The organism is Enterococcus sp. AMC1623 (genome assembly GCF_058216495.1).
In genome coordinates, this window is sequence record NZ_CM177096.1 from 1,075,122 (window position 1) to 1,098,127 (window position 23,006).

Consider the following 23,006-nt stretch of genomic DNA (forward strand, 5'->3'; position numbering starts at 1 on the left):
TCGCATTTCTATAATTATTCTTTGTTTTTGACTCCATTTAAGATCAAGTTCAAAACAACTGCTGTTAAACTGCTCATAACAATTCCGTTGCTTGTAAATAATTGTAATGTTTGTGGTAAACGTTCAAATAGTTGTGGCATCATATTAAATCCTAGACCACAACCAATCGATACTGCAACAATTAATAAATTTCTATCATTGTTGAAATCCACTTTTGCTAACATACGCATTCCTGCAACAGCTACCATGCCAAACATTACCAACATACCTCCCCCTAAAACAGGTTCTGGAATAACTTGGGCCAAAGCACCAATTTTAGGAAATAGACCTAAAATAATTAAAAAGATAGCAGCAAAATAAATTGGTAATTTGGTTTTGATTCCTGAAAGCTGAACTAGACCAACGTTTTGTGAAAATCCTGTATGAGGAAATGTGTTAAAAATTCCGCCTAATAAAATAGCTAAACCTTCAGTACGATACCCGCGTTTTAAATCTGCGCCAGTTACTTCTTGTTCAGTAATATCACCTAAAGCAAAATAAACTCCTGTAGACTCAACCATACAGACAATCACAATAATAATCATTAAAACAATTGATACAAGGTCAAATGTAGGCATTCCAAAATAAAAGGGATGTGGAATTTGAAAAACAGGTGCTTGACTAATCGCTGAGAAATTGACATTCCCCATGAAATAGGCTAATAACGTGCCGCCAGCTAATCCAATCAAGACGGCAATCGAACGAATAAATCCGCGACCAAAGGCTTGAACGCCAATAATTAGTGCAATCGTTACAAAAGCTTGAATTAAGTAACTTGGTTCACCAAAATTACTCATAGAGACATCGCCACCACCCATTTTACTAATCGCTACAGGAATTAAGGTCAAACCAATAACGGTAATAACGGTCCCCGTAACAATTGTAGGAAACAACACTCTAATTTTAGAAAAGATTCCAGCCGTTAAAATTAAAAATAAACCTGCGACAATAATGGAACCAAATAATGCACCAATACCTGCTTGAGAACCAATCATGATAGCTGGTCCAACTACTTGGATTGCACAACCCAAAATAACGGGTAACCCAATTCCAAAATACTTTGTTGCAGTTAATTGTAACAAGGTTGCCAATCCACACATGAAAATATCCATTGAAATTAAGTACGTCATCTGTTGCGCATCCATGCCCAATCCTGTACCAATCAATAGCGGAACGGCTACTGCTCCTGCATACATTGCTAATAAATGTTGTAAACCAACTAGAGCTGCTTTGCCATTCTCTTCATTTGTCTGATTACGCATCTGCTTCACGGAAGGCTACCTCCCCATCAGCTAGTGATGCAATACGTGCCAACGATACAACACGAATTCCCATATCTTCTAACAATTGACGACCGTCTTGGAAGGATTTTTCAATCACAATCCCAACACCTTCCACTTGTGCACCTGCTTGGCGACATAATTCAATCAACCCTTTTGCTGCTTGACCATTCGCTAAAAAGTCATCAATAATTAATACTTTGTCTTCATTACTTAAAAATTTACGTGAAATTGAAATAGTACTTGTCACTTGTTTTGTAAATGAATAAACAGAACTAGTTAATAACTCCTCATCCATCGTTAAACTTTTGGCTTTACGAGCAAAAATCATTGGGACGTTTAATTGTTTCGCTGCGTATAATGCAGGAGCAATACCTGATGCTTCGATCGTTACAACTTTAGTGATACCACTTTCTGCAAATACTTCTGCAAAACGAGCACCCATTTTTTCCATTAATTCAGGATCAACTTGGTGAGTGACAAAACTATCGACTTTTAACACACCTTCTCCTAAAACATTTCCATCTTTTTGAATACGACTAACTAATTCTTCCATCTTTACAAACTCACTTTCCTTTATTTTAATAAAATAAAAAGAGCACCTCTTTGCGAATACAGCAAAAAAGGTGCACAAACAAACACTTTTTTACCTATAGTCCGATATTCCGGTATCGGGTAGAAACTGTCGACCTATTACGACGATATATAAGTAAGAACTAATTATGAAAAACACAACCATCATTATGCCTATAAATTGAATAAAATACAAGTAAACTCAATCATAAATTTGGAATTTCTCATTTTTGTTCGTTTTTAATGTGATTTTTAAATTCGGATCGTTCTTTTTCACGATAAAAATCCATCTTCTTACTGAATAACTTTCCATTAGAAGGTGGCGTATACGTAATGGCATTCGCCCCAGCTTCAATTGTTTCACGAATGCTTTCTTCAGTTGGTCCACCTGTAGCCATAATTGGTAATTCTGGATAGATTTTTCGGAAATGACGGACAGTATCTGCTGTTTCTTTTCCTGCGCTGATGTTAATAATTTTGACTCCCGCTTCAATTTTTTCATCAATTAGTGTATATTTACTAGTCACTGTACTAACTACAGGAATATCTACCACATTACAAACTGCTTGAACAGTATCCAGTGGTGTAGGTCCATTTAAAACGACACCAATTGAACCTTGTGCTTCAGCAAACAGACTCATATAAGAAGCTCGTGTTCCTTGAGTTAAACCACCACCCACTCCAGAAAAAACTGGAATGTCTGCTGCTTCAATAATACTTTTGGTAATAGCTGGATGCGGGGTAAATGGATAAACCGCAATCACAGCATTTGCATTTGTATTGCGAATAATCGCAATATCTGTCGTAAAAATAATAGATTTAATTTTTTTCCCAAAAATAATAATTCCACTCGCTTCATCAATTATTTCTGGTACTTTGACAATGTCTTTTCTCAATTCAGTGGTGATATTCGGAATAAATTTTTCACTCATCGCACAACAGCTCCTTTTAATCGTATTGATTAAGTTGATAGGTTTCAATCACTTCTTTAATTTTAGCAGCATACCCTGGATCCGTTGCATAACCTGCTTCTTGCAAAGCATCTGCTGCAACTTCATAATTTGGAGCAGTTAGAACTTTTTCATATTTTTCAGGACTCCAATCCACCCCGTTGACAAACAGCATGGTATGGTCATCCATTGACTCTTCCCAAGAATTATAAACACGAAAATCACCTTTGATGGTAATCCATTGTTCATTAACAAATTCTTGCGTGTCCAGTGTTACTTTATTTTGGTCTCCGTATGCTTTTATGCCAAATAAATTATTATACTCTTTAGATAATTGACTGTTTCCCCAGTTTGATTCTAAAATAGCTTGTCCAATAACAATACTCGGTAAAATCCCATACCCTTCTTGTAATTCTTTGGCATGAGGTAACAAACGAGAAATAAATTCTTCTTTGGTCATCTCTGAATTTTCTTCATATGCATACATATTTTGTGATAAATTTGGATTTGTTAAACTACGTAACGAAAAAACAAATGCTCCACCAATCATAATAAACCCAATCAAAATGGCAGGTAAACGAAGTGTTTTTTTCTTTCTTCTACTCATATACACCCTACTTTTCTTTTAATAAGTCAATGTACTCTTCTAGTGTCAGGTGATTTTCTTCGATATACTTCGCATGCTCTACACCAACATAACGAAAATGCCATGGCTCATACGTAATTTTAGTAATATCTTCTTTTCCTTCAGGATAACGAACGATAAATCCATATTCTCTGGCATGCTCTGCCAACCATTTTGCTCCTGGTTCGTCGCCGTAAGCTGGTTCTAACAAAACACGTGGATAATTTTGTTGCCAATCGGTATCTACCACGTCGATAGCTAATCCGGTATGATGTTCGCTATTTCCTGGTTCAGTTGAAGTCTTTTTCGTCTCTGTAATGGCTTCTTTTTCAGATAATCCTTGCGACATATACTGATAAACAGCATCATTAAATACTTGCTCTTGATAAGAGACAGAACGATAGGAAGACACTAGCGCTAATGGATAGCCCGCTTGTTCTGCAGCTTGTGTTAGTTGCTGATAAGGTTCAATGACACGGCGATCTAATTGCATCACGCTTCCAGGAATTTCTACAAGGTTATCTTGTGGAATGTCTTTTTCTAATGGATGCTCAGGACCGACTAGAATTAAATTCCAATCATCAATCGAACCGTCAGGAAGTATATCTTGCTTTGTTTCTTGTTCTTTTTCTTTTTTCTGTGTCGTCTCTTTTTCAGAGGCTATAACCGAAGAATCAGCATCTTCGATTACCACTTTTCTTGTAACAAAACGATTAATACCATAAATGACGATAATACCTATTATGATCAAACTAACCGTCTTTACTATTTTTTTCAACAACCTTTCCCCTCTCACTTTTACTTATTATACGTTTCTTCTAAGTTTTCGTTAACCCAGTCTAATAAAGCAACTTGCTCATTTTCTAATTGTTGTTGAATATATGCTGGCAAGCGGAAAGTGAGAATATCATCAAAGCCCCATTCATCATAGGCAATCCCTACACGTAAGTTTAAGTATTGACTTGAACTATTTTCCTCTTTTGATTGAATCATTTCAACCGTCCCAAGACCGATGTTTAACCACTTGCGAGCAATTGCTGTTTTCATTTTTCGATAGTCACTTACAGCAATGCCACGTTTTTCTGGATAGATAATTGTTTGACGCAAAATCTTTTGTAATAACATCCATTCATAATCACTAAACAAATTTTTTACTTTTTGATTCTCTTCGGGTGCTAAAGAATCGATACCTTTTTTCCAGTTCTCCCATTTTTCAGAAGAAATTCCTAAATTATTTTCATAAAATAACACTTCAGTGCCGTATTGTTCGTAAATAGCACTTAAAACCAATTCAATATATACATCATGCATAAGCAATCCCTCCATCTTCCATTCTACTCAAATTTTATGATAAAAGAAACTTTTTCGCTACTACCTTTTCTCAATTTTAAACTAATTCTGTTATACTAAGGATATCATTAGTAAAAGGAGAAGATAGAATGACAAATTATCGTTGGGGAATTATCGGTCTAGGTGATATTGCGCATCAATTTGCAGCAGATTTTAAAAGTGAGACTAGTGAAATTTACGGTGTCGCAGCTAGAAAATTATCTAAAGTGCAAGCATTTGCAGAAAAATTTTCCATTCCGAATGTTTATGAAACAGTTGATGATTTATTAGCTGATGAAGCGATTGATTTTGTTTATATTGCCGTACCAAATAATGTCCATCATCACTACATTATGGCCGCATTACAAGCAAATAAACATGTTTTATGTGAAAAAGCAATTACGATGAACAGCGAGGAATTGGCCGAAGAAATTGCTCTTGCAAAAGAGAAAAACCTTGTACTACAAGAAGCAATGACCATCTTTAACATGCCACTTTACCTTGAATTAAAGAAAATCGCAGATAGTGGTAAATTAGGTAAATTAAAACTAATTCAAGCGCCTTTTGGTAGTTATAAAGATCCTGATCCAACCAATCGCTTCTTCAGTCCAGAGTTGGCGGGTGGCGCTTTGTTAGACATTGGAACTTATGCTGTATCTTTCGCACGCTTTTTCTTATCTGAAGCGCCTGATGTGTTATTCAGTAACGTTCTGCCGTTTGAAACAGGTGTAGACGAACAATCAATTACTGTTTTACGCAATAAAAAAGATGAAATGGCTACAGTTAGTCTAGCTTTCCAAGCAAAAATGCCTAAAGAAGGGATTGTCGCCTACGAACATGCGTACATTACTGTTGACGAATACCCGCGTGCTGATAAGGCTGAAATTAATTATCGTGACGGCCGCAAAGAAGTGATTGAAGCAGGCGATACTGCTGAAGCGTTAAATTATGAAATTCAAACCCTAATCGACACTGTTGAGGGAGCCGATAATCGGACGCTACCACTTACAACAGATGTTATCCGTATTTTAGATGATATGCGTCGGTTTTGGTAAAAAGCAAGACAGCCGTTTGTTTAAGCGGCTGTCTCTTCATTCAGTTTAGTAATAGATTTTGAAAACTCAGCTTTAATCTCAATAAAACTTTTAAAAGACTGAAGAAATTGGAAGAGTCGTGCACGATTTTCAAACTCTTCACGATTCCGAGGCAAAGTTTTTGAACGATACACTTGATAAACCAAGTCAATACGTTTTAAAATTTCTTTCCCATCATTATCCTCATCAAATGTCGCAGCAGTGAAATTTAAAAGCAATCTCAAATCCTCTACCAACACCTCTTCTACTTGAATACCATCGAGTAATTGAACCATGTCTGATAATATTCTAACTTGCGTCCGTCGCATAGAGAAATATTCTTCATAATAAGCATCTTCTACCTGCCACTGATTTTCTTGGTACATTTGTGCTCGTCGTTGACCTTCACGAATAAATATCAATAGCTTATCACACGAATTTTTTAGCGTATCTCGTGAGGGGTGATTTAACATCGCAGCCATACCTGATAAAATATGACGAAAACTGTCTTCTATTTTTTCTTGATCTTCTTTTAATTGTTTTTCAATATTAGGCATGTACAAATTAAATGCTAAAGCAAAACCTACACCAATACTCATTAAAAGTAGTTCATTAATTAAAAGCGGTAATGAATACGACTGCTCCATCATATAATGTGTGACTAATACTGAATTAACAACAATACCATCTGTTAAATGAAAGGTAGCCGATACAGGAATAAAAAATAATAAATAAATACCAAATGCGATGGCATTATAACCAATCACTTGAAAGCATACAAAAGATATCGCTGTCGCAATTGCCAGAGAAGCTAAGCGTCCTAAGCCAGTGTATAAGGAAGCTTTTTTTGTATTTCCTACACTTAATATTGCAATAATTCCTGCTGCTGGCGCATAAAGTAAATTTAATACATTTGCTAAAAGCATGGATAAAATAGCGGCTACTGCCGTTTTAATCGTACGCAGTCCAATTCTCATATAAGTTCCTCCCTACATAAGGAATTATACTAAACCTTTTGTGTTTTCTCTATAGATTCGTTATTATTAAATGAAAGGGGGCTATTATTGTGCATATTGGCCGTTTTCGACTTGGCATGAGAACATTCAAATCATCTTTGTCTGTGTTAATTTGTATTTTAATTTTCGAATTTTTTAATCGTGGCGAACCGTGGATTGCTTCATTAGCAGCTGTTTTTTCATTACGTCAAGATTTAACAACTACCTTTAATTTTGGTAAATCACGGGTTCTCGGAAATACTATCGGTGGGATTGCAGGTATTTTATATTTGTTACTACAACAACGATTTACTGAACATTTTCTTGTTGAAATTATCGCTTTACCTGCTCTAGTGGCATTAGTGATTGTTGTATCAGATGGTATTAATAATAATGCTGGGATTATTTCTGCCATTGCAACCATTCTGTTAATTACTTTAAGTGTTGCTCCTGGAGATTCTGTCAATGTAGCGATAGATCGTATTTTCGACACATTTATAGGTACTTCTGTGGCAATTGGCCTTAATTTCATTTTGCGTCCACCTGAACCAGAAGCTGAAGAGGAAATAAAAGAAGATCTTGTTGTATTAAAAAACAAAGAAGCCGAACTTCAAAAACAACTACAAGAAATTCAAGAAAAAATTGAAAACAAAAAATAAGAGACTGGCATGCCAGTCTCTTATTCATTTGATTTTAACGCTTCAATCATATCAACTTTTTTCAACTTCAAATACATAACAATTCCTACAACTAACGTAAAGAAAATCGTAATGCAACTCGCATATATATAACTGATTGAATGAATCGTTGGCGAAAACATCAGCATATCCATCTCTACTGTTTGTAAAACATACCCGTGTAATAAAATCCCCATTGCTAAGCCTACAAGAACACCAAAGAACGTTAAGAAAATGTTCTCACGATAAATGTACATCGTTACTTCCTTATCATAAAAGCCTAACACCTTAATGGTTGATAATTCTCGAATCCGTTCAGAAATATTAATATTATTCAGATTATAAAGCACAATAAACGCTAATAATCCAGCTGAAATAATTAATACCCAGACGACAATATTTAATGTTCCTGTCGTTTCGTCTAATGCAGTAGATGAATCAGACAAGAAACTAACATTAATGATGTCTTCTTGCTCCATCAATTTTTCTGCAACTTGTTTTTCTTGCTTTTTCGTTTGTTCATCTTTGAAGACAACTAAATCTGTATTATACGTGGGTTGCTTATCAAAAACTTCTTCAAAAGTTTTTGGTGTTAAATAAGCAAAATGACCGACATAATTTTCAACAATTGCCGCTATTTTCACTTTAAAAGTTTGATTATCAGCATTTTTCAAGGTAAAAGTATCCCCTTCAGATAAATCAAAAAGAGTGGCTAATTTTTCATTTATAATCGCTCCATCATCTGTTAAATAAGATTCTTTTCCTGTTTGACGATTGTTAAATAAAACAAAATCAGACAATGCTTCAAGATTTTCTGGCACATATACCGTCACATCTTGACTAGTTATTCCTGTTTTCTCCATTGTCAAAGTTTCCGAACCAATTGCTAAATGTGTCTGATAATCATCAAATTGTTCAAGTTCATCCAAATACTTTTGATACGCTACTTCTGTTGGTTGTTCTTTAAAAGTGACAATTCCTTGATAGTGCCAAATTTTTGAAAATTGAATCGGGACTACATCACTAATAGAGTCCCGTAAACCAAAACCTGTCAGAATCATCGCTGTACATCCTGCAATACCAAAAATAGTCATAAACATCCGTGACTTATAGCGAAATAAATTTCGCATCGTTACTTTTTGAATAAAACTCATGCGTTTCCATAATGGCGTTAAATATTCCAATAAAATTCGTTTTCCTGCTTTTGGCGCTTTCGGACGTAATAACGTAGCAGGCGAACTGAATAAATCCACACGCAAGGCAACCAACGAAATGCCCACTGTACAAACTAATGCAACGACAATACCAATACTACTATAACCTACATACCATGGCGTCATAAATTCTTTAATATTGTACAACTGTCCATAAGCGCTAATGATAATTGTTGGGAACAGATAAAAGCCCACTGCTAAGCCTAATAAACTTCCTAAAAGTCCGGCAGATAAAGAATACAACAAAAATTTTTGAGAAATCTCGCCATTTTTATAGCCCAATGCTTTCAATGTACCAATTTCTACACGTTTTTCTTCAATCATTCGTCCCATGGTTGTTAGACTAACCAGTGCTGCTATTAAAAAGAAAATCGTTGGAAAAACAGTAGCGATTGATGAAATTCGATTCGCATTCTCCTTGTATTCAGCGTATCCAGGATTACTTTCACGATCAATTAAAGTAAAGGATGCTGGCTTTAATTCATCGATCTTTTTTTGTTCAGAAGCTAATGTCTCTGTCGCTTCTTTGAGTTTTGGTAGCTCTTTTTCTTTTTGCTTCGTAAATTCTGCTAAGCCCTCATCATATTGCTTTTTACCAGCTTGCCATTCTTTCTCAGCTGATTCTAATTGATTAGCTCCACGTTCTTCTTCTACAGCAAGGGTTTGTTTCCCTTCTGCGAGTTGCTGCTTCCCATCTGCTAATTGTTTTTTTGCCTCTTCTATTTGTTGCTTTCCTTCATCTAATTGTCTTTGCCCTTCTTTAAGTTGTTGCTGTCCTTGGGCAATTTCATCCACTCCAGCTCCTAATTGCGCAAGATTTTCTTCAAGAGTAGCAATTTGAGAATCAATCATTCCTCCTAAACTACGAATATCTGCAACAAGCATTAACAATGATTCCGATGAAAGTTCATCAAGAATCTGTTGAACTGTAGTTAGCCATTCATTATCCTCTGGCAATTGTGTTAGCAACAATTGTAAACTCACTCGCAGATCATCCAACAATTGATCCAGCTCTTCTTCAGGTACCTCATTGACCTGTGAAGTTAAGTGCTCAATATCTTTAAAGGTTTGTTGTGCTATTTGTAATTGATTAAGAGCTTCTTCTAACTGAGTGCGCTGTGCTTCTAATTGAGAAAGTTGAGCTTCGTATGCATCTAAAGATCCGGATTGACGATCGACTTCACGCTGACTTTCATTTAAAATTTGTTCATTTGCAGCGAGTTCTTTTTCTGCTTCAGTAATTTGTTGCTCTCGTGTTTGAATTTCAGCTTTCGCAGCAGCTATTTTTTCATCATAGGTTTGTTGTGCTACTTCTAATTCCGTCTGCCCTTGATCCAATTTTTCTTTTGCTTGTTTCAATTCCTGTTCAGCTTTTTCTAGTTGTTCTTCGCCTTCTTGAATTTTTTGGCGATTTTTTTCTAATTCACGATTTGCAGCTTCTTTAATTTCAGTTAAGCGAGCTTGTTTTCGAGGCTCCAACCAGTCTTCTAACTGTTCTTGATTTTTACCCATGAGTTTCGTATACTCGTCAGAATAAGCAGTCACTGTTTGTACATTTTTAAATGACAACAGCATTCGTGAATAGGCATCCATTTGAAAAGCTTCTTCTGGTAAAAGCGCAAAATAATCAATAGCACCATTTCCTACATTTGTATTTCCACGTTTAGCATTATCAATAAACTCTGGTGTTGTCGCAAAACCAACAATTTTATATTGCTGTTGCTTTAAATTATTTTCTGAATCATCACTTTTTTGAACCTCAAAGGTATCTCCTAATTTATAGTATTCTTTCGCACGAGTATCCAAAATAATTTCATTTTCTTTTGGTAATTTACCTGATTCCAGCACAGGTACGTTCATTGTATCTGTTAGACTATAAAAACGAACAACTTCATTTTTTTCTACTAAATGCATATCTAATACATATTGTGGAACTACCGATTCAAGATTTTTTTGTTTTTCTAAGTATGTTTGATCTTCTTCTGAAAACCCAAGACTAGAGTACACTGTGATATCAGATAACTGCTGCTTTTTATAATAATCATCAGCAGACTGAATCATATCTGGACCTGTCGCACCAATGCCTACAAAAAAAGCGACACCCAAAAAGATAATTCCTAAAATAGAAAAAAAGCGTGCAGGCGATTGCTTGATTTCCCGAATACTACTTTTAAGGAGAGCTGTCTTTTTCATTGCCTTCCTCCTTACCATTCAATATGAGCAATTGGTGTTGGTGTTTCATTATGCTCAATACTACGAACTTTTGCATCATTAATACGAATAACACGATCCGCCATTGGAGCAATCTGAGAATTGTGAGTAATAATTATCACGGTTGTTCCTGTATTTCTTGCAGTATCTTCCAAAATTTGCAAAATCTGTTTTCCAGTCTCATAATCCAATGCGCCTGTGGGTTCATCACATAACAACAATTTCGGTCTCTTAGCCAAAGCTCGCGCAATTGTAACCCGTTGTTGTTCTCCTCCTGATAATTGTGACGGGAAATTATTCATACGATTTCCTAAACCTACTTGCGTTAAAATTGCTTCTGCATCCAACGCATTTTCCACAATTTGTGCAGCTAATTCTACATTCTCTTTTGCAGTCAAATTAGGAACCAAATTATAAAACTGAAACACAAAACCTACATCATCCCGGCGATATGCTGTTAGTTGCTTGGCATCATAATTTGCAATATCTACACCGTCAATGATTATCTGGCCACTATCACAACTATCCATGCCACCTAATATATTCAAAACTGTTGATTTTCCCGCACCACTCGGTCCTAAAATCACAGCTACTTCACCTTTTTCAACACCAAAAGTGACACCATCATTTGCCATGATTGTCGTATCACCCATCTGATATTTTTTTACTTCATCAATAACTTCAATGTAACTCATTTGCCCTCCCCCTTTTTCTTTAGTTTAACACAAACAAATAAAAACACAGACGTTTTTTTACATATAAAAAAACGAGAATCAATTCAATTCTCGTTTCTTTAAGCAATACTTTGATTCTGAAGCTCACCTAATAATTATTGATTAAATAAATTTTGGTTAACCAGTTCACTATTTATTACTCAAAGGATTTCTAGAGATGGTAGTTCGTATGATTAGATAGACTTTTAATAAAAGATGCTTGCGGAAAAATATGTAGTGATGACCTATTTAATTGATGTCGTTATGGAGCCTACGACGACGTGAGAAGCAAACTAATTATGGCGATAGTTTACGTATTTCAATTCGTTGCAGTCACGAAGACTGCAACCAAGAGTACATCAATAAAAATTTGCTCACGAAAAATATTTCAATCCATGCAGTCACGAAGACTGCAACAACCAGCGTAATTCATGATGGTTGCTGATCGTGCATTTCAATCCATGCAGTCACGAAGACTGCAACTTTTCTAGTCAAACAAGCGATGTCGCTACTAATCAATTTCAATCCATGCAGTCACGAAGACTGCAACGACTTTTTACCGCCTAATGCGATGATAACGACTGATATTTCAATCCATGCAGTCACGAAGACTGCAACTATTTTCCCAGCAGTAATTGCCTTGAAGCGACCCATTTCAATCCATGCAGTCACGAAGACTGCAACAATGACAATGAAAAATTGCTCGGGATTCAATCAATTTCAATCCATGCAGTCACGAAGACTGCAACCTAAGTTTATTAGTAACATCGATAGCGCATCGTCATTTCAATCCATGCAGTCACGAAGACTGCAACTCAACCCGAATCAACAAAGTGCGTTAGCAAAATTATTTCAATCCATGCAGTCACGAAGACTGCAACATTACATGTCATAAAATTAATCTTAAAAGGAGTAAATTTCAATCCATGCAGTCACGAAGACTGCAACGGCGATTAAAAGTAAAAAAATAGCAAACCTTCCTATTTTTTGATGAATATCGCCCAATTATATGTATTTTTCTTTTAAAATCGAATATAATCGTATTTATCTCTCATCATTTTCTCATTTATAGGATATTTCATGGTGCGAATCTCCTAGAGAATTTCTGGGAGCTTGGGATTCGCACTAATCTCACTAAATGAAGTAGTTTCTTTTAATTCATTATATCATTTAACTATGACGACTTACTATAAAAAAACAGAGCGAAAAATATTCACTCTGTTTCATTTATTATTTAGATGCATCGAAGCGTTTAATACCGTCTAAATAAGTAGCTTCAAGTGTCATATCTGAATTTAGAACGATGAAGTCTGCAGCACGGCCTTTTTTTATCATGCCACATACATCATCAATTTTACAACTAACAGCTGGTACTAAACTTGCCATCATAACTGCTTGTTCAGGTGTTGCCAATCCCCAATCAACGACATTTTTGATTGCTTCTTTTAGTTTTAAAATACTTCCTGCTAAATTACCTTCTTGCAAGCGAGCAGTTCCATTTTCAACAACTACTGGAAACTCTCCTAAAATATAATTTCCATCAGGCATTCCACCAGCCATCATACAATCTGTAATTAAAGCTACATGATCATGCCCTGCTTTTTCCATCAATACTTCTGCTGCTGCTGGATGAACATGATGACCATCACAAATCAATTCAGAAAAAACGTCATGCAAACTTAATAATGCTCCAACCATACCAGGTTCACGATGGTTCAATCCACGCATTCCGTTAAACGCATGCACAAAAACGCTCGCTCCAGCTTCCACTGCCTTAGAGGCATCTTCCAATGTGCCGTTGCTATGTCCTAGAGAAACAACTACACCTTCGTCTGTTACTTGCTTAACGAATTCTTCAACACCTTTACGCTCAGGAGCTAAAGCAATTTTTTTGATTATGCCGCCAGAAGCTTCTTGCCACTCATGAAAAGTATCAATATCAGGATCACCGAAATAGGATGGATTTTGTGCCCCTTTGTATTCCTCTGTAAAAAATGGTCCTTCAAAATAAATTCCTTGAATCTTAGCACCAGTTACATCCTTGTGAACACGACCAATCGTTTCAGCCACATCGCGTAATAATTCTTTGCTAGAAGTTAAAGTTGTTGGTAGAAAAGATGTCACCCCACAAGATAACAATGCATCTGACATCACCTTAATACCTTCTGCATCATTGTCCATTACATCATGATTCATATAACCATGAATGTGCGTATCTACCAGTCCCGGTGCAATCCATTTGCCCGAATAATCAATCAACGTTACTTCTTCTTCAGGAAGCTCAGAAGTATACTCTCCAAATTTTTCGCCAACAATTTCTAAATATCCAGGCCCTTTTACCATTGATTTCAAGAAAAATTTATCTGCACTTATAAAAGTTCTCATTTGACTCGCTCCTCTTTATTTTTTCTACCCTAAAATTACTCTTATTTTCCTTAGAAGTCAAGAAAGGTCTACACCATTTATCGAATTTTTGATACATAAGTAGCTAAAGATAAATATTCTTTCGATTCTTCTATAAGATTCATTTTTTGGCAAATAACACCTGATAACGAAAAGAGTTCTTCCAAATAATAATGACTGCAACGTTGCTGTGCCCATAAAATGCCTTGTTCTGAAACTTCTAGTGCTTGTTCATATTTTTGCATTTGGAATAAGAAACTCCCATAATTATAAAATATCTTTGTTAACTCAAAACTGGTTAATTCAGTTGGTAATAATTCGATTAATTCGTAACTTGTTTCCAAATAAAAGGAAGCTTTCTCAATATTCCCTGCATCGCCGAAGACACGACCTAAACAGCTTAATAATTGAATTTCAATAGAGGAACTATTTTCATTTCCTTTATTATATGTATATGATAATCCCTTTTTCAGAGATTGAATGGAAGCATCATACGCTTGGTATAAAAAATATTCACAACTTCCTAAATAGTAATAATAAAGTTGAAAATCTGTATCTAAATAAAGATAATCCATCAAACGGGAGTTTTCTAGTAAATCTTCCATTTTTTGATATTCTTGATGAATTAAATAGTAGTGTACTTGACTAAACAAAAATTTAATTCGTTGTATTTCTTCAGACTCTGAATGCAAAACTTGGTCCAAAGTTACATTTAATCGTTGACAAATACTCTGTAAAACCATCACATTGGGAATTTCTACGCCATTTTCTATGCGGCTTAAAACACTTTGAGCACAAATCCCTTGAGCTAGCATTTTTTGAGTCATTTTACGTTCTTTTCGTAAGCGCTTGATTGTTTCGCCAAAAGTTTCAGATGTTGACATCGTACTTCCTCCAAAATATGCGAATTAGCATTTTATTTTTTATTTATTTTAACACATAATGTTAAAAAAGGAAGATTTTATCGAAAAACGTTCGGAATTCTTCATTATTTAGATCGGAGTGACACGTATGGAAACGAAAACAAACGTAACATTCAAGTGGGAAAACCTAACTTTATTTGGCTTTATTGAACGAGAATACGAAAATTCATTTTTAATACAAGTTAACGAACCTTCTAAAGAAATCATGGATAAATTTAGTGGCCGTATGGTCATTAGTAAAAAAGTTTGCGAAAAAATTTCCGAATAAAAATGGAGCAGCGATTATTCGCTCCTCCATTTTTTTATTTTTGTTTATAAGTTGCTAAAAATTCATGCATTTTATCTGCAGTTAGTTTTAATTCTTCCACATTTGGCAAATAGACAATTCTAAAATGATCCGGCTGTTGCCAATTAAATCCACCACCATGCACCATCAATATATGATGCTCATGAAGAAAGTCTAAAACAAATTTTTCATCATCTAAAATGTTAAAGCGTTTCGTATCGATTTTAGGGAACATATAAAAAGCAGCTTTTGGTTTCACAGCAGATAATCCTGGAATATCATTAATTGCTTTATGGATAAACTCACGTTGTTCATAAATACGTCCACCTGGCAATAATAATTTATCGATACTTTGATAACCACCTAATGCCGTTTGAACAATTTGTTGTGACAACACATTTGAACATAAACGCATCGAAGATAACATATTTAAGCCTTCAACATAATCTTTAATATGTCTTTTATCTCCACTAAGAACCATCCAACCAACACGGAACCCTGCCACACGGTGAGATTTAGATAAGCCACTAAATGTTACGACTGGACGATCTGGAGCTAGCGTAGCAATAGGAATATGTTGATGACCATCCATCAATAGACGGTCGTAAATTTCATCAGAGAAAATAATTAAATCAAATTCACGGGCAATTTCAACAATTTGTTCTAAAATTTCTTTTGGATAAACCGCTCCAGTAGGATTATTAGGATTGATTAAAACAATTGCTTTTGTTTTAGAAGTGATTTTTGAACGAATATCCGCTACATCAGGATTCCATTCACTCTCTTCATCACAGATATAATGGACAGGTTTGCCACCAGCTAATGAAATAGAAGCTGTCCATAAGGGATAATCAGGCATTGGTACTAAAATTTCATCCCCATTATCACATAAACCTTGCATTGACATTGTAATTAACTCACTGACACCATTTCCAGTATAAATATCATTAATAGTCACATTGGGGAAATTTTTCAATTGACAATATTGTTCGATAGCTTTACGTGCTGAAAAAATGCCTTTTGAATCAGAATACCCTTCTGATTCTCTCACGTTCATAATCAAGTCACGAATAATTTCGTTTGGAGCTTCAAACCCAAATGTTGCAGGATTCCCTGTATTTAATTTTAAAATACTGATTCCTTCTTCTTGCATGCGATCTGCTTCTTCTAACACAGGCCCACGCACGTCATAACTAACACCTTCAAGTTTGCTAGATTTTTCAAAATTTCTCATAGTAGAACCCTCTTTTCATAAATATACATAATGTATATTGAACTGTATTGCTGCGTCTTCCATAGAACTTTTTTTCAGTGTACCTATTATAGCAAATTTTCTGAAAAAACGGGAAGTATTATTATTCATTTTTACTAAAAAAGTAAGAATTGTAGTATTGACAAATATCCAAATAAAAAGTAAGATTTTAACTGTTACTGCGGACGTGTTGGAATGGCAGACAAGCATGATTGAGGGTCATGTGAGCGTATGCTCGTGTGGGTTCAAGTCCCATCGTCCGCATTTTGTCATCACTAGGAATAGTGATGTTTTTTTATATTTATCGATGTTTCCTTCCTGTAAAAAATAAACATTCGTCTTATCCTAATAACAAGTCCATAAATAACTTATGAGAATTAAGGAGATATTTCAATGAAATCAACTGATATATTACAAAAAGTATTTGGAAACATTGAAATTTATTCTTTAGAACAACAAAATTCAGCGTATGAAGGCTGTCTCTTCTACTCAAAAACAAAGGATATCATCATAAGAACCCGTCTGGCAAAGAAGACATCAAAAAAAGCAGGCTATTTTGTGGCGTTTTGGGAAAAGGATGCACAAGCAAACAATACACCTTTTAAAGCAGAGGATAGTCCAGAGCTGTTAGCAGTAGTAATCGATGATGAAAATAAAAAAGGAATTTTTACTATTCCAAAAGAAATTGCTGTAGAAAAACAGATTTTATCTACAGCAAACCAAAATGGTAAAATGGCCATGAGATTTTACCCAGTGTGGTGCCATAATTTAAATCAAACTGCCTTGCAAACTCAAAAATGGCAATTACACTATTTTAAAAATTTATCAGAATAAATAACTTTATTCTCTCTTCATGAAAACTAGTGTAACAATGCTAGTTTTTTTATTTTTAGAAACAAAAAAAGTCAACTATCTGAACGATAGCTGACTTGATAATTAACCTTTAACGATGTTTGTTGCTTGAGGTCCACGTTGACCTTCTTCAATATCAAAAGTTACTGCTTGACCTTCTTCTAAAGTTTTGAAACCTTCGCCTTGGATAGCTGAGAAGTGTGCAAACACATCTGTTCCATTTTCTGCTGTGATAAAGCCAAAACCTTTATCTGAGTTAAACCATTTTACTGTACCGTTATTCATAACGTACCTCCAAATTACACATCATATGTGTTTATTTTGTAATAACGAGTGAAGTGCAAATAGAAGTGCGTATCATTTTTTATAAAGATAAACATATTATAGTTACATATCAAAAAGTATTACTTACGTAGTTTAACACGAATACTTTATGAATGCAAATAGATTTCCTTATTTTTTCTACTTTTTCTTTGAATTTGCACGATATTGACTGCGAGTCATTTTGACAGAAGAATTGGAATTGAATTTACGAACAGCAGGATCGGTATCTTTGCGAGTTTGATACGCAGCAGGTTCTGTATCAAATAAGAGATACTCGTCTTTTTTCATAGAATTCATCAAATCCTCTTCAGAAATTGCAGGTGCATATTCGTCTTGAATAATTGATGTAGGAATATATTTAGGAACAAATGGCGATTTTTCAGTCGTTTCTTTGTTAATCGATGGACGCGTGACCGTTTCTGCTCTTTTTTCTGTCACCTGATACGTACTGTGCGCAACTGTATCTCCAAACAAACGCTTTTTCCCTGTTGGTGTTACTTCGGGCTGATACTTTTTATTATAGTTGGGTAAATTCTGACGATGCCTACTTAATTCATCACGTTGACGAATGCTCTGTCCTGCTTTTTCCTGACTTACCCGAGGTGAACGACGTAATGAACGTTCTTCATTATTTTCAACAGAAACTGTGTGTGAATGCTTCGCTGCTTCTGTAAGAATCCAATTATCATCACTTTTAAAAGTAGGTCGTTTATTCTTAGGCTGCAATTTTACGCCTGCCTCATCTGAATAAGCTGGAAAACGTGCATGCTTTCGTTTAATTTCTTCATATTGTGCCATTACTTTCATTCCTTTTATCACGGTTTTTTTTTATGATAACATAAATATCCATGCTTCAACAGCTCTAATCCTAAAAAACAGAGGCAAACAAGATGTCTGCGCTCTGTCGTAAGTTTATACAAGTTGTAATTGTTCTTGATTCATTTGGAAACGTTCAATTTTTTCTTTCTTCTCTTTGCTACTGATTAAAATATAACTATTTTCAGCAATCGAGCGTCCAACCAAACGACGGTTCACTTCTTGGGTCAAAGATGTTTCTTCTGCAATAAAATGTAGTTTTTTATTAACATGTTTTGGATAATTAGTTGGATTCATTATCACAGCTACATATTCATTCTTATCTCTTCTTAAAATACCAAATAATTCATCTGTATAGAAGAAACTCAAATCACCATGAATTAATACTTCATAATTATTACGATATTCTACCCATTTCCGACAATTATCATATATTTCACGATCGATTTGGCTCCAAGGGAAAAATTTGCGATTTTCAGGATCCTTCGCTCCAGTCAAACCAGCCTCATCGCCATAATAGATACATGGAACACCCGGAGATAAAAACATAAACCCAAATGCTAAATCTAATTTTTTTGTATGGTTGCCAACCATAGTCAAAATACGCTCCGTATCATGAGTACCAATATTATTCAAATTATTGTAAAAAATATCCCGTGGATAATTTTCATATAGTCTTGTCAATGACTTCGCAATTTGTTCTGGGGAGCTTGTCTCATTCAATAATTCAATGGCACTATCACGCAATGGATAGTTCATCACGCCTTGCAAATGATCCCCTAAGATATATTCACGTCGTACATCATAAGATACTTTATTTGAAGCATCTTCCCATACTTCGCCAATTAATACACGATCTTCATAATTGTTTAAGTTTTTGCGAATACCTGCAATAAACTCATCGGGTAATTCGTCAGCAACATCCAAGCGCCAACCATCAACACCCAGTTGATTCCATTTCGTTAACACACTATTTTCTTCTCCAAAAATAAACTTTTGGAACTCTGGGTCGTGCTTATTGACTTCTGGTAAATCTTTAATTCCCCACCATGATTCATATTCATTTGGATAATTAATAAAATTAAACCAAGAAAAATATTCACTATGACGATTTTGAAATGCGCCAACATGTGTGCCATAAGTACCGTTTGCATTGAAATAACGACTATTTTGTCCAACATGACTAAACACGCCGTCTAAAATAAGATGCATATCATTTATGTGTAAAATATCAATTAATTCTTTAAAATCTTCCTCCGTGCCTAAAACAGGATCAATTTTAAAGTAATCAGATGTATCGTAGCGGTGATTACTACACGCTTCAAAGATAGGGTTTAAATAAATTCCTGTTATCCCTAGCTCTTTTAAGTACGGAATTTTTTTAATGATTCCTTGTAAATTCCCTCCAAAAAAGTCCCAACGTAAAATATCGCCATTTGGACCTTTTACATATAATGGTTCATCCTCTTCAGTTGCATAAATAAACGTGTTTGGTTTGGGTGAATTAATTTTTTTATCTTTATTTCCATTGAAAAAACGATCTGGAAATATTTGATAAAAAATTCCATTACGATACCAGTCTGGTGTGCGTTCTGCTTCTTTATAGCAAGTAATTTGAAAATCCCAAATAGTGGCTGGTTCATCATACAAACGGCCTTCTCCACCTTGTTCACTTGCACCATAATATTCAACAAACACTTGATCGTTTACTTTCGTATGCACTTCAAAATGATAGAAATAAAGACCTTTCCCTTGATTAAAGAAATACTCATATGAGTAAAAGCCTTCTTCTTGTTTTTCCATAAAAATTCGTTGTTCTGGTTGATGATCCTTATGCATAACCAAATAAACTTGTAAAATGTCCTCGGCGATTACCTCAATAGATAATCGCACGAGTCCATTTTCTTTGACTGCTCCAAAAGGATGTTTATGATAGCTTTGCCAAGGATTAAAACGGATTAAAGACATTGCTGGTTCCCTCTTTTTCTGTATGGGCAAAAATTGGTTCAATTTGCCAAATATCTTCTGCATATAGTCTTACAGTATCATCAGAAGAAAAACGTCCAGCATTTGCAATATTTACTAGACTAATTTTACGCCATAATGATTGATCTTTGTAAGTTGCATCAATTCTTTCTTGCGCTCGACAATAATCATCAAAATCACGCAGCAAGAAATATTCATCATTGTAGCGAAGTAATGAATCATAAATTTCGCGTCCTTCATACCCAATATTTGGAATAGTTCCATCAATAAAGGCATCCACTACGCGTCGGATTACCGGGTTCTCATCATAGATTTGGTGAGAGTAATATTCATGATTTTCATAATATGCGTACACTTCTTCTTCAGTTAACCCAAAAATACAAATATTTTCATCGCCTACAGCATCTCGAATTTCTACATTCGCACCATCTAAAGTTGCTACTGTTACAGCACCATTTAACATTAACTTCATGTTACTTGTACCAGATGCTTCTTTTGATGCCAATGAGATTTGTTCACTCACATCTGCTGCTGGAATGATACGTTCTGCTAAGGAAACATTGTAGTTTGGTAAAAAGACAATTTTAATTTTATCTTGAATAGAAGCATCGTTGTTAATCATATTTGCCACTTCATTAATGGTCTTAATGATTGCTTTGGCATAGGTATAACTTGGTGCAGCCTTCGCACCGAAGATAAACACACGTGGATGAATATCTAACTCAGGATTATCTTTCAAGTCAAAATACAATTTTAGAATGTGCATTAAGTTTAATAACTGACGTTTATACGCATGCAGACGTTTGATTTGTACGTCAAAAATTGCATTTGGAGATACAGTAATTCCAGTTGTTTCTTGAATGTATTCTGCCAATTCTTCTTTCTTTTGATGCTTAGCTTCAGCTAATTTACCCAGCACTTTTTCATTATTTTGATAATTCATCAATAATTTCAAGTCAGACGAATCTTTACGCCATGTTTTACCAATCGTTTCATCTAATACATGAGATAAAGGCTCATTAGCTAATTGTGACCAACGACGCTGTGCAATTCCATTTGTTTTGTTGTTAAAACGGTCTGGATAAACTAAATAGAAATCATGTAACACAACTGATTTTAATAGATCAGAATGCAGTTTTGCGACACCATTGGTACTATGACTACCAATAATCGATAAATTAGCCATGTGTACTTGATCGCCTTGAATGATACGTGTGCGTTGAATTAAATCTTCAGGATGGATACCACGCATTGAATCAACATAGCGACGATCAATTTCTTCAATAATTTGATACATACGCGGAACAATTTGTTTCATCAAATAAACTGGCCATTTTTCTAGAGCTTCTGCCATAATAGTATGGTTTGTATAGCTCATAACTTTAACAGTAATGTCCCATGCTTGTTCCCAATTAACGTCATTCTCATCGATTAAAATACGCATTAATTCTGGAATACATAATGCTGGATGTGTATCATTGATATGAATTGCGACTTTTTCACTTAATGCAGACCAAGGTTTATTTAATTTTTGGAAATAACGCACAATACTTTGTACCCCTGCTGAAACAAAGAAATATTCTTGAATCAAGCGAGTCATACGGCCTCTTTCATTTGAATCATCTGGATACAATACAGCCGTTAAATCTTCATATACACGTCGTTCTTCGATACTCTTATATTTACCTTCTTCTGAAGCCGGAATTTCAACACTCCATAAACTCATAGTGTTTACAATGCCATTTTGATAACCTACCATTCCAGTATCATATGGAACTGCACGTAAGATAATTTCATTTTCTGCAACAGGTTTTAATTGCCCATGTTCATTTTCTTTTAAATAAACATTTCCTGCAAAATGTACATTGACTGCTTTACTCGGGCGACGGATTTCCCATACATTCCCATTATTTAGCCATTCATCAGGTAATTCCACTTGATAGCCATCAACAAATTGTTGTTTAAACAAGCCGTAATCATAACGAATACCATTTCCGTTTCCAGGTAAACCACTTGAAGCAATAGAGTCCATAAAACATGAAGCTAAACGGCCTAAACCACCGTTTCCAAGTGCCATATCTTTTTCAACATCTGCTAAATCATCCAAGTCTACATCTAAATCTGACAATGTTTCACGCACTAAATCTAATAATCCTAAATTTAGCAAGTTACTTTTTAACATTTTGCCTGGTAAAAATTCAATGGAGAAATAATAAGCTTGTTTTTGTTCTTCCTTTAAATAATTTTTCCAAGTTTCCCGCCAGTTATCGTTATAAATAGCTTTCACTAAACTACCTAAAGTAAAAAACAACTCATCTGCTGAGGCATCTTCTAATTCTACTGCATAGCTTTCTCTTATGCGTTGTCGCAATTCTTCTTTTAAATTTTCCTTTGTTAAAATGGTCATTACCCCCTGTTTCTAAAAACAGGCTGAAACATTGAATAATTCAACGCCTCAGTCTGCCTGTTTCTAAAACTTTTTTTA

Annotated in this window: 20 protein-coding genes, 1 tRNA gene, 1 CRISPR repeat array and 1 riboswitch; of the genes, 5 read left to right on the plus strand and 16 right to left on the minus strand. The window is 35.0% G+C overall.

The features are described from left to right. Positions 1–14 precede the first annotated feature (14 nt). The 6 genes from AC4BC7_RS05360 to AC4BC7_RS05385 all read right to left on the minus strand — a co-directional run bounded on the left by AC4BC7_RS05360 (position 15) and on the right by AC4BC7_RS05385 (position 4,778). On the minus strand, positions 15–1,301 hold the full coding sequence (locus AC4BC7_RS05360) for a nucleobase:cation symporter-2 family protein (RefSeq protein WP_207941463.1): 1,287 nt from the start codon (positions 1,299–1,301) through the stop codon (positions 15–17). Then, complete coding sequence (locus tag AC4BC7_RS05365; protein WP_207940854.1) at positions 1,294–1,875, minus strand: xanthine phosphoribosyltransferase; 582 nt, start codon at positions 1,873–1,875, stop codon at positions 1,294–1,296. The genes AC4BC7_RS05360 and AC4BC7_RS05365 overlap by 8 nt, the downstream gene beginning before the upstream one ends. A gap of 77 nt (positions 1,876–1,952) precedes the next feature. Further along, positions 1,953–2,048: riboswitch (purine riboswitch) on the minus strand. Positions 2,049–2,116: 68 nt separating this feature from the next. Continuing rightward, entirely contained in the window at positions 2,117–2,824 is a 708-nt protein-coding gene (locus AC4BC7_RS05370; RefSeq protein ID WP_207940855.1) for a beta/alpha barrel domain-containing protein, read from the minus strand. Positions 2,825–2,840: 16 nt separating this feature from the next. After that, positions 2,841–3,449, minus strand: coding sequence for a glycoside hydrolase family 73 protein (locus tag AC4BC7_RS05375; protein WP_207940856.1), 609 nt, complete (start codon positions 3,447–3,449; stop codon positions 2,841–2,843). Between the two features lie 7 nt (positions 3,450–3,456). Continuing rightward, positions 3,457–4,245 (minus strand): M15 family metallopeptidase, encoded by a 789-nt coding sequence (locus tag AC4BC7_RS05380; protein WP_207940857.1) that lies wholly within the window; start codon positions 4,243–4,245, stop codon positions 3,457–3,459. A 20-nt stretch (positions 4,246–4,265) separates the two neighbouring features. Further along, the gene (locus tag AC4BC7_RS05385) at positions 4,266–4,778 is read right to left on the minus strand and encodes a hypothetical protein (RefSeq protein WP_490504056.1); all 513 of its coding nucleotides are present in this window, start codon (positions 4,776–4,778) and stop codon (positions 4,266–4,268) included. Positions 4,779–4,906: 128 nt separating this feature from the next. Between AC4BC7_RS05385 and AC4BC7_RS05390 the strand changes: the two genes are divergently transcribed. Continuing rightward, entirely contained in the window at positions 4,907–5,851 is a 945-nt protein-coding gene (locus AC4BC7_RS05390; RefSeq protein WP_207940859.1) for a Gfo/Idh/MocA family protein, read from the plus strand. Positions 5,852–5,871: 20 nt separating this feature from the next. Here the strand turns inward: AC4BC7_RS05390 and AC4BC7_RS05395 are convergent, their stop codons facing one another. Then, positions 5,872–6,846: an aromatic acid exporter family protein gene (locus AC4BC7_RS05395; RefSeq protein WP_490504058.1), complete on the minus strand. Its 975-nt coding sequence runs from the start codon at positions 6,844–6,846 to the stop codon at positions 5,872–5,874. Positions 6,847–6,935: 89 nt separating this feature from the next. Between AC4BC7_RS05395 and AC4BC7_RS05400 the strand changes: the two genes are divergently transcribed. After that, entirely contained in the window at positions 6,936–7,523 is a 588-nt protein-coding gene (locus tag AC4BC7_RS05400) for an FUSC family protein (protein WP_490504059.1), read from the plus strand. A gap of 20 nt (positions 7,524–7,543) precedes the next feature. Here the strand turns inward: AC4BC7_RS05400 and AC4BC7_RS05405 are convergent, their stop codons facing one another. The 4 genes from AC4BC7_RS05405 to AC4BC7_RS05420 form a co-directional block, all read right to left on the minus strand. After that, the gene (locus AC4BC7_RS05405; RefSeq protein ID WP_490504061.1) at positions 7,544–10,948 is read right to left on the minus strand and encodes an FtsX-like permease family protein; all 3,405 of its coding nucleotides are present in this window, start codon (positions 10,946–10,948) and stop codon (positions 7,544–7,546) included. An 11-nt stretch (positions 10,949–10,959) separates the two neighbouring features. Next, positions 10,960–11,661, minus strand: coding sequence for an ABC transporter ATP-binding protein (locus tag AC4BC7_RS05410; protein ID WP_490504063.1), 702 nt, complete (start codon positions 11,659–11,661; stop codon positions 10,960–10,962). 335 nt (positions 11,662–11,996) lie between these two features. Further along, positions 11,997–12,627: direct repeats of the CRISPR family, unit length 32 nt; unit sequence ATTTCAATCCATGCAGTCACGAAGACTGCAAC. A 282-nt stretch (positions 12,628–12,909) separates the two neighbouring features. Then, complete coding sequence (nagA, locus tag AC4BC7_RS05415; protein WP_207940864.1) at positions 12,910–14,064, minus strand: N-acetylglucosamine-6-phosphate deacetylase; 1,155 nt, start codon at positions 14,062–14,064, stop codon at positions 12,910–12,912. A 77-nt stretch (positions 14,065–14,141) separates the two neighbouring features. Continuing rightward, positions 14,142–14,966, minus strand: a complete 825-nt coding sequence (locus tag AC4BC7_RS05420) for a helix-turn-helix domain-containing protein (protein WP_490504065.1) — start codon at positions 14,964–14,966, stop codon at positions 14,142–14,144. 127 nt (positions 14,967–15,093) lie between these two features. Here AC4BC7_RS05420 and AC4BC7_RS05425 point away from each other — a divergent pair, with 127 nt between their 5' ends. Continuing rightward, on the plus strand, positions 15,094–15,273 hold the full coding sequence (locus AC4BC7_RS05425) for a DUF2187 domain-containing protein (protein ID WP_207940866.1): 180 nt from the start codon (positions 15,094–15,096) through the stop codon (positions 15,271–15,273). Positions 15,274–15,307: 34 nt separating this feature from the next. On the opposite strand, the gene AC4BC7_RS05430 is transcribed toward AC4BC7_RS05425, so the two are convergent. Further along, positions 15,308–16,525: a pyridoxal phosphate-dependent aminotransferase gene (locus AC4BC7_RS05430; protein WP_207940867.1), complete on the minus strand. Its 1,218-nt coding sequence runs from the start codon at positions 16,523–16,525 to the stop codon at positions 15,308–15,310. Between the two features lie 199 nt (positions 16,526–16,724). Between AC4BC7_RS05430 and AC4BC7_RS05435 the strand changes: the two genes are divergently transcribed. Together AC4BC7_RS05435 and AC4BC7_RS05440 are read left to right on the plus strand one after the other, a co-directional pair. Further along, positions 16,725–16,807 (plus strand) — tRNA-Leu (locus tag AC4BC7_RS05435). 129 nt (positions 16,808–16,936) lie between these two features. Next, positions 16,937–17,377: a MepB family protein gene (locus AC4BC7_RS05440; protein WP_490504068.1), complete on the plus strand. Its 441-nt coding sequence runs from the start codon at positions 16,937–16,939 to the stop codon at positions 17,375–17,377. 102 nt (positions 17,378–17,479) lie between these two features. On the opposite strand, the gene AC4BC7_RS05445 is transcribed toward AC4BC7_RS05440, so the two are convergent. The 4 genes from AC4BC7_RS05445 to AC4BC7_RS05460 all read right to left on the minus strand — a co-directional run bounded on the left by AC4BC7_RS05445 (position 17,480) and on the right by AC4BC7_RS05460 (position 22,928). Further along, a complete protein-coding gene (locus tag AC4BC7_RS05445) occupies positions 17,480–17,680 on the minus strand; it encodes a cold-shock protein (protein WP_016174801.1) in 201 nt (66 codons plus the stop codon). Between the two features lie 177 nt (positions 17,681–17,857). Beyond that, positions 17,858–18,517 (minus strand): hypothetical protein, encoded by a 660-nt coding sequence (locus AC4BC7_RS05450; protein WP_490504069.1) that lies wholly within the window; start codon positions 18,515–18,517, stop codon positions 17,858–17,860. 114 nt (positions 18,518–18,631) lie between these two features. After that, a complete protein-coding gene (locus tag AC4BC7_RS05455; protein WP_490504071.1) occupies positions 18,632–20,503 on the minus strand; it encodes a glycoside hydrolase family 13 protein in 1,872 nt (623 codons plus the stop codon). Continuing rightward, positions 20,484–22,928 (minus strand): glycogen/starch/alpha-glucan phosphorylase, encoded by a 2,445-nt coding sequence (locus AC4BC7_RS05460; protein ID WP_490504073.1) that lies wholly within the window; start codon positions 22,926–22,928, stop codon positions 20,484–20,486. Before AC4BC7_RS05460 ends, AC4BC7_RS05455 begins: the two co-directional genes overlap by 20 nt. Positions 22,929–23,006 lie beyond the last annotated feature (78 nt).

Excerpts from the sequence above, each read along its gene's own strand:
- AC4BC7_RS05370 (WP_207940855.1), bottom strand. The coding sequence starts at position 2,824 with ATGAGTGAAAAATTTATTCCGAATATCACCACTGAATTGAGAAAAGAC.
- AC4BC7_RS05360 (WP_207941463.1), bottom strand. The coding sequence starts at position 1,301 with ATGCGTAATCAGACAAATGAAGAGAATGGCAAAGCAGCTCTAGTTGGT.
- nagA (WP_207940864.1), bottom strand. The coding sequence starts at position 14,064 with ATGAGAACTTTTATAAGTGCAGATAAATTTTTCTTGAAATCAATGGTA.
- AC4BC7_RS05375 (WP_207940856.1), bottom strand. The coding sequence starts at position 3,449 with ATGAGTAGAAGAAAGAAAAAAACACTTCGTTTACCTGCCATTTTGATT.
- AC4BC7_RS05420 (WP_490504065.1), bottom strand. The coding sequence starts at position 14,966 with ATGTCAACATCTGAAACTTTTGGCGAAACAATCAAGCGCTTACGAAAA.
- AC4BC7_RS05425 (WP_207940866.1), top strand. The coding sequence starts at position 15,094 with ATGGAAACGAAAACAAACGTAACATTCAAGTGGGAAAACCTAACTTTA.
- AC4BC7_RS05405 (WP_490504061.1), bottom strand. The coding sequence starts at position 10,948 with ATGAAAAAGACAGCTCTCCTTAAAAGTAGTATTCGGGAAATCAAGCAA.
- AC4BC7_RS05445 (WP_016174801.1), bottom strand. The coding sequence starts at position 17,680 with ATGAATAACGGTACAGTAAAATGGTTTAACTCAGATAAAGGTTTTGGC.
- AC4BC7_RS05390 (WP_207940859.1), top strand. The coding sequence starts at position 4,907 with ATGACAAATTATCGTTGGGGAATTATCGGTCTAGGTGATATTGCGCAT.
- AC4BC7_RS05410 (WP_490504063.1), bottom strand. The coding sequence starts at position 11,661 with ATGAGTTACATTGAAGTTATTGATGAAGTAAAAAAATATCAGATGGGT.
- AC4BC7_RS05450 (WP_490504069.1), bottom strand. The coding sequence starts at position 18,517 with ATGGCACAATATGAAGAAATTAAACGAAAGCATGCACGTTTTCCAGCT.
- AC4BC7_RS05440 (WP_490504068.1), top strand. The coding sequence starts at position 16,937 with ATGAAATCAACTGATATATTACAAAAAGTATTTGGAAACATTGAAATT.
- AC4BC7_RS05395 (WP_490504058.1), bottom strand. The coding sequence starts at position 6,846 with ATGAGAATTGGACTGCGTACGATTAAAACGGCAGTAGCCGCTATTTTA.
- AC4BC7_RS05460 (WP_490504073.1), bottom strand. The coding sequence starts at position 22,928 with ATGACCATTTTAACAAAGGAAAATTTAAAAGAAGAATTGCGACAACGC.
- AC4BC7_RS05430 (WP_207940867.1), bottom strand. The coding sequence starts at position 16,525 with ATGAGAAATTTTGAAAAATCTAGCAAACTTGAAGGTGTTAGTTATGAC.
- AC4BC7_RS05365 (WP_207940854.1), bottom strand. The coding sequence starts at position 1,875 with ATGGAAGAATTAGTTAGTCGTATTCAAAAAGATGGAAATGTTTTAGGA.
- AC4BC7_RS05385 (WP_490504056.1), bottom strand. The coding sequence starts at position 4,778 with ATGCATGATGTATATATTGAATTGGTTTTAAGTGCTATTTACGAACAA.
- AC4BC7_RS05455 (WP_490504071.1), bottom strand. The coding sequence starts at position 20,503 with ATGTCTTTAATCCGTTTTAATCCTTGGCAAAGCTATCATAAACATCCT.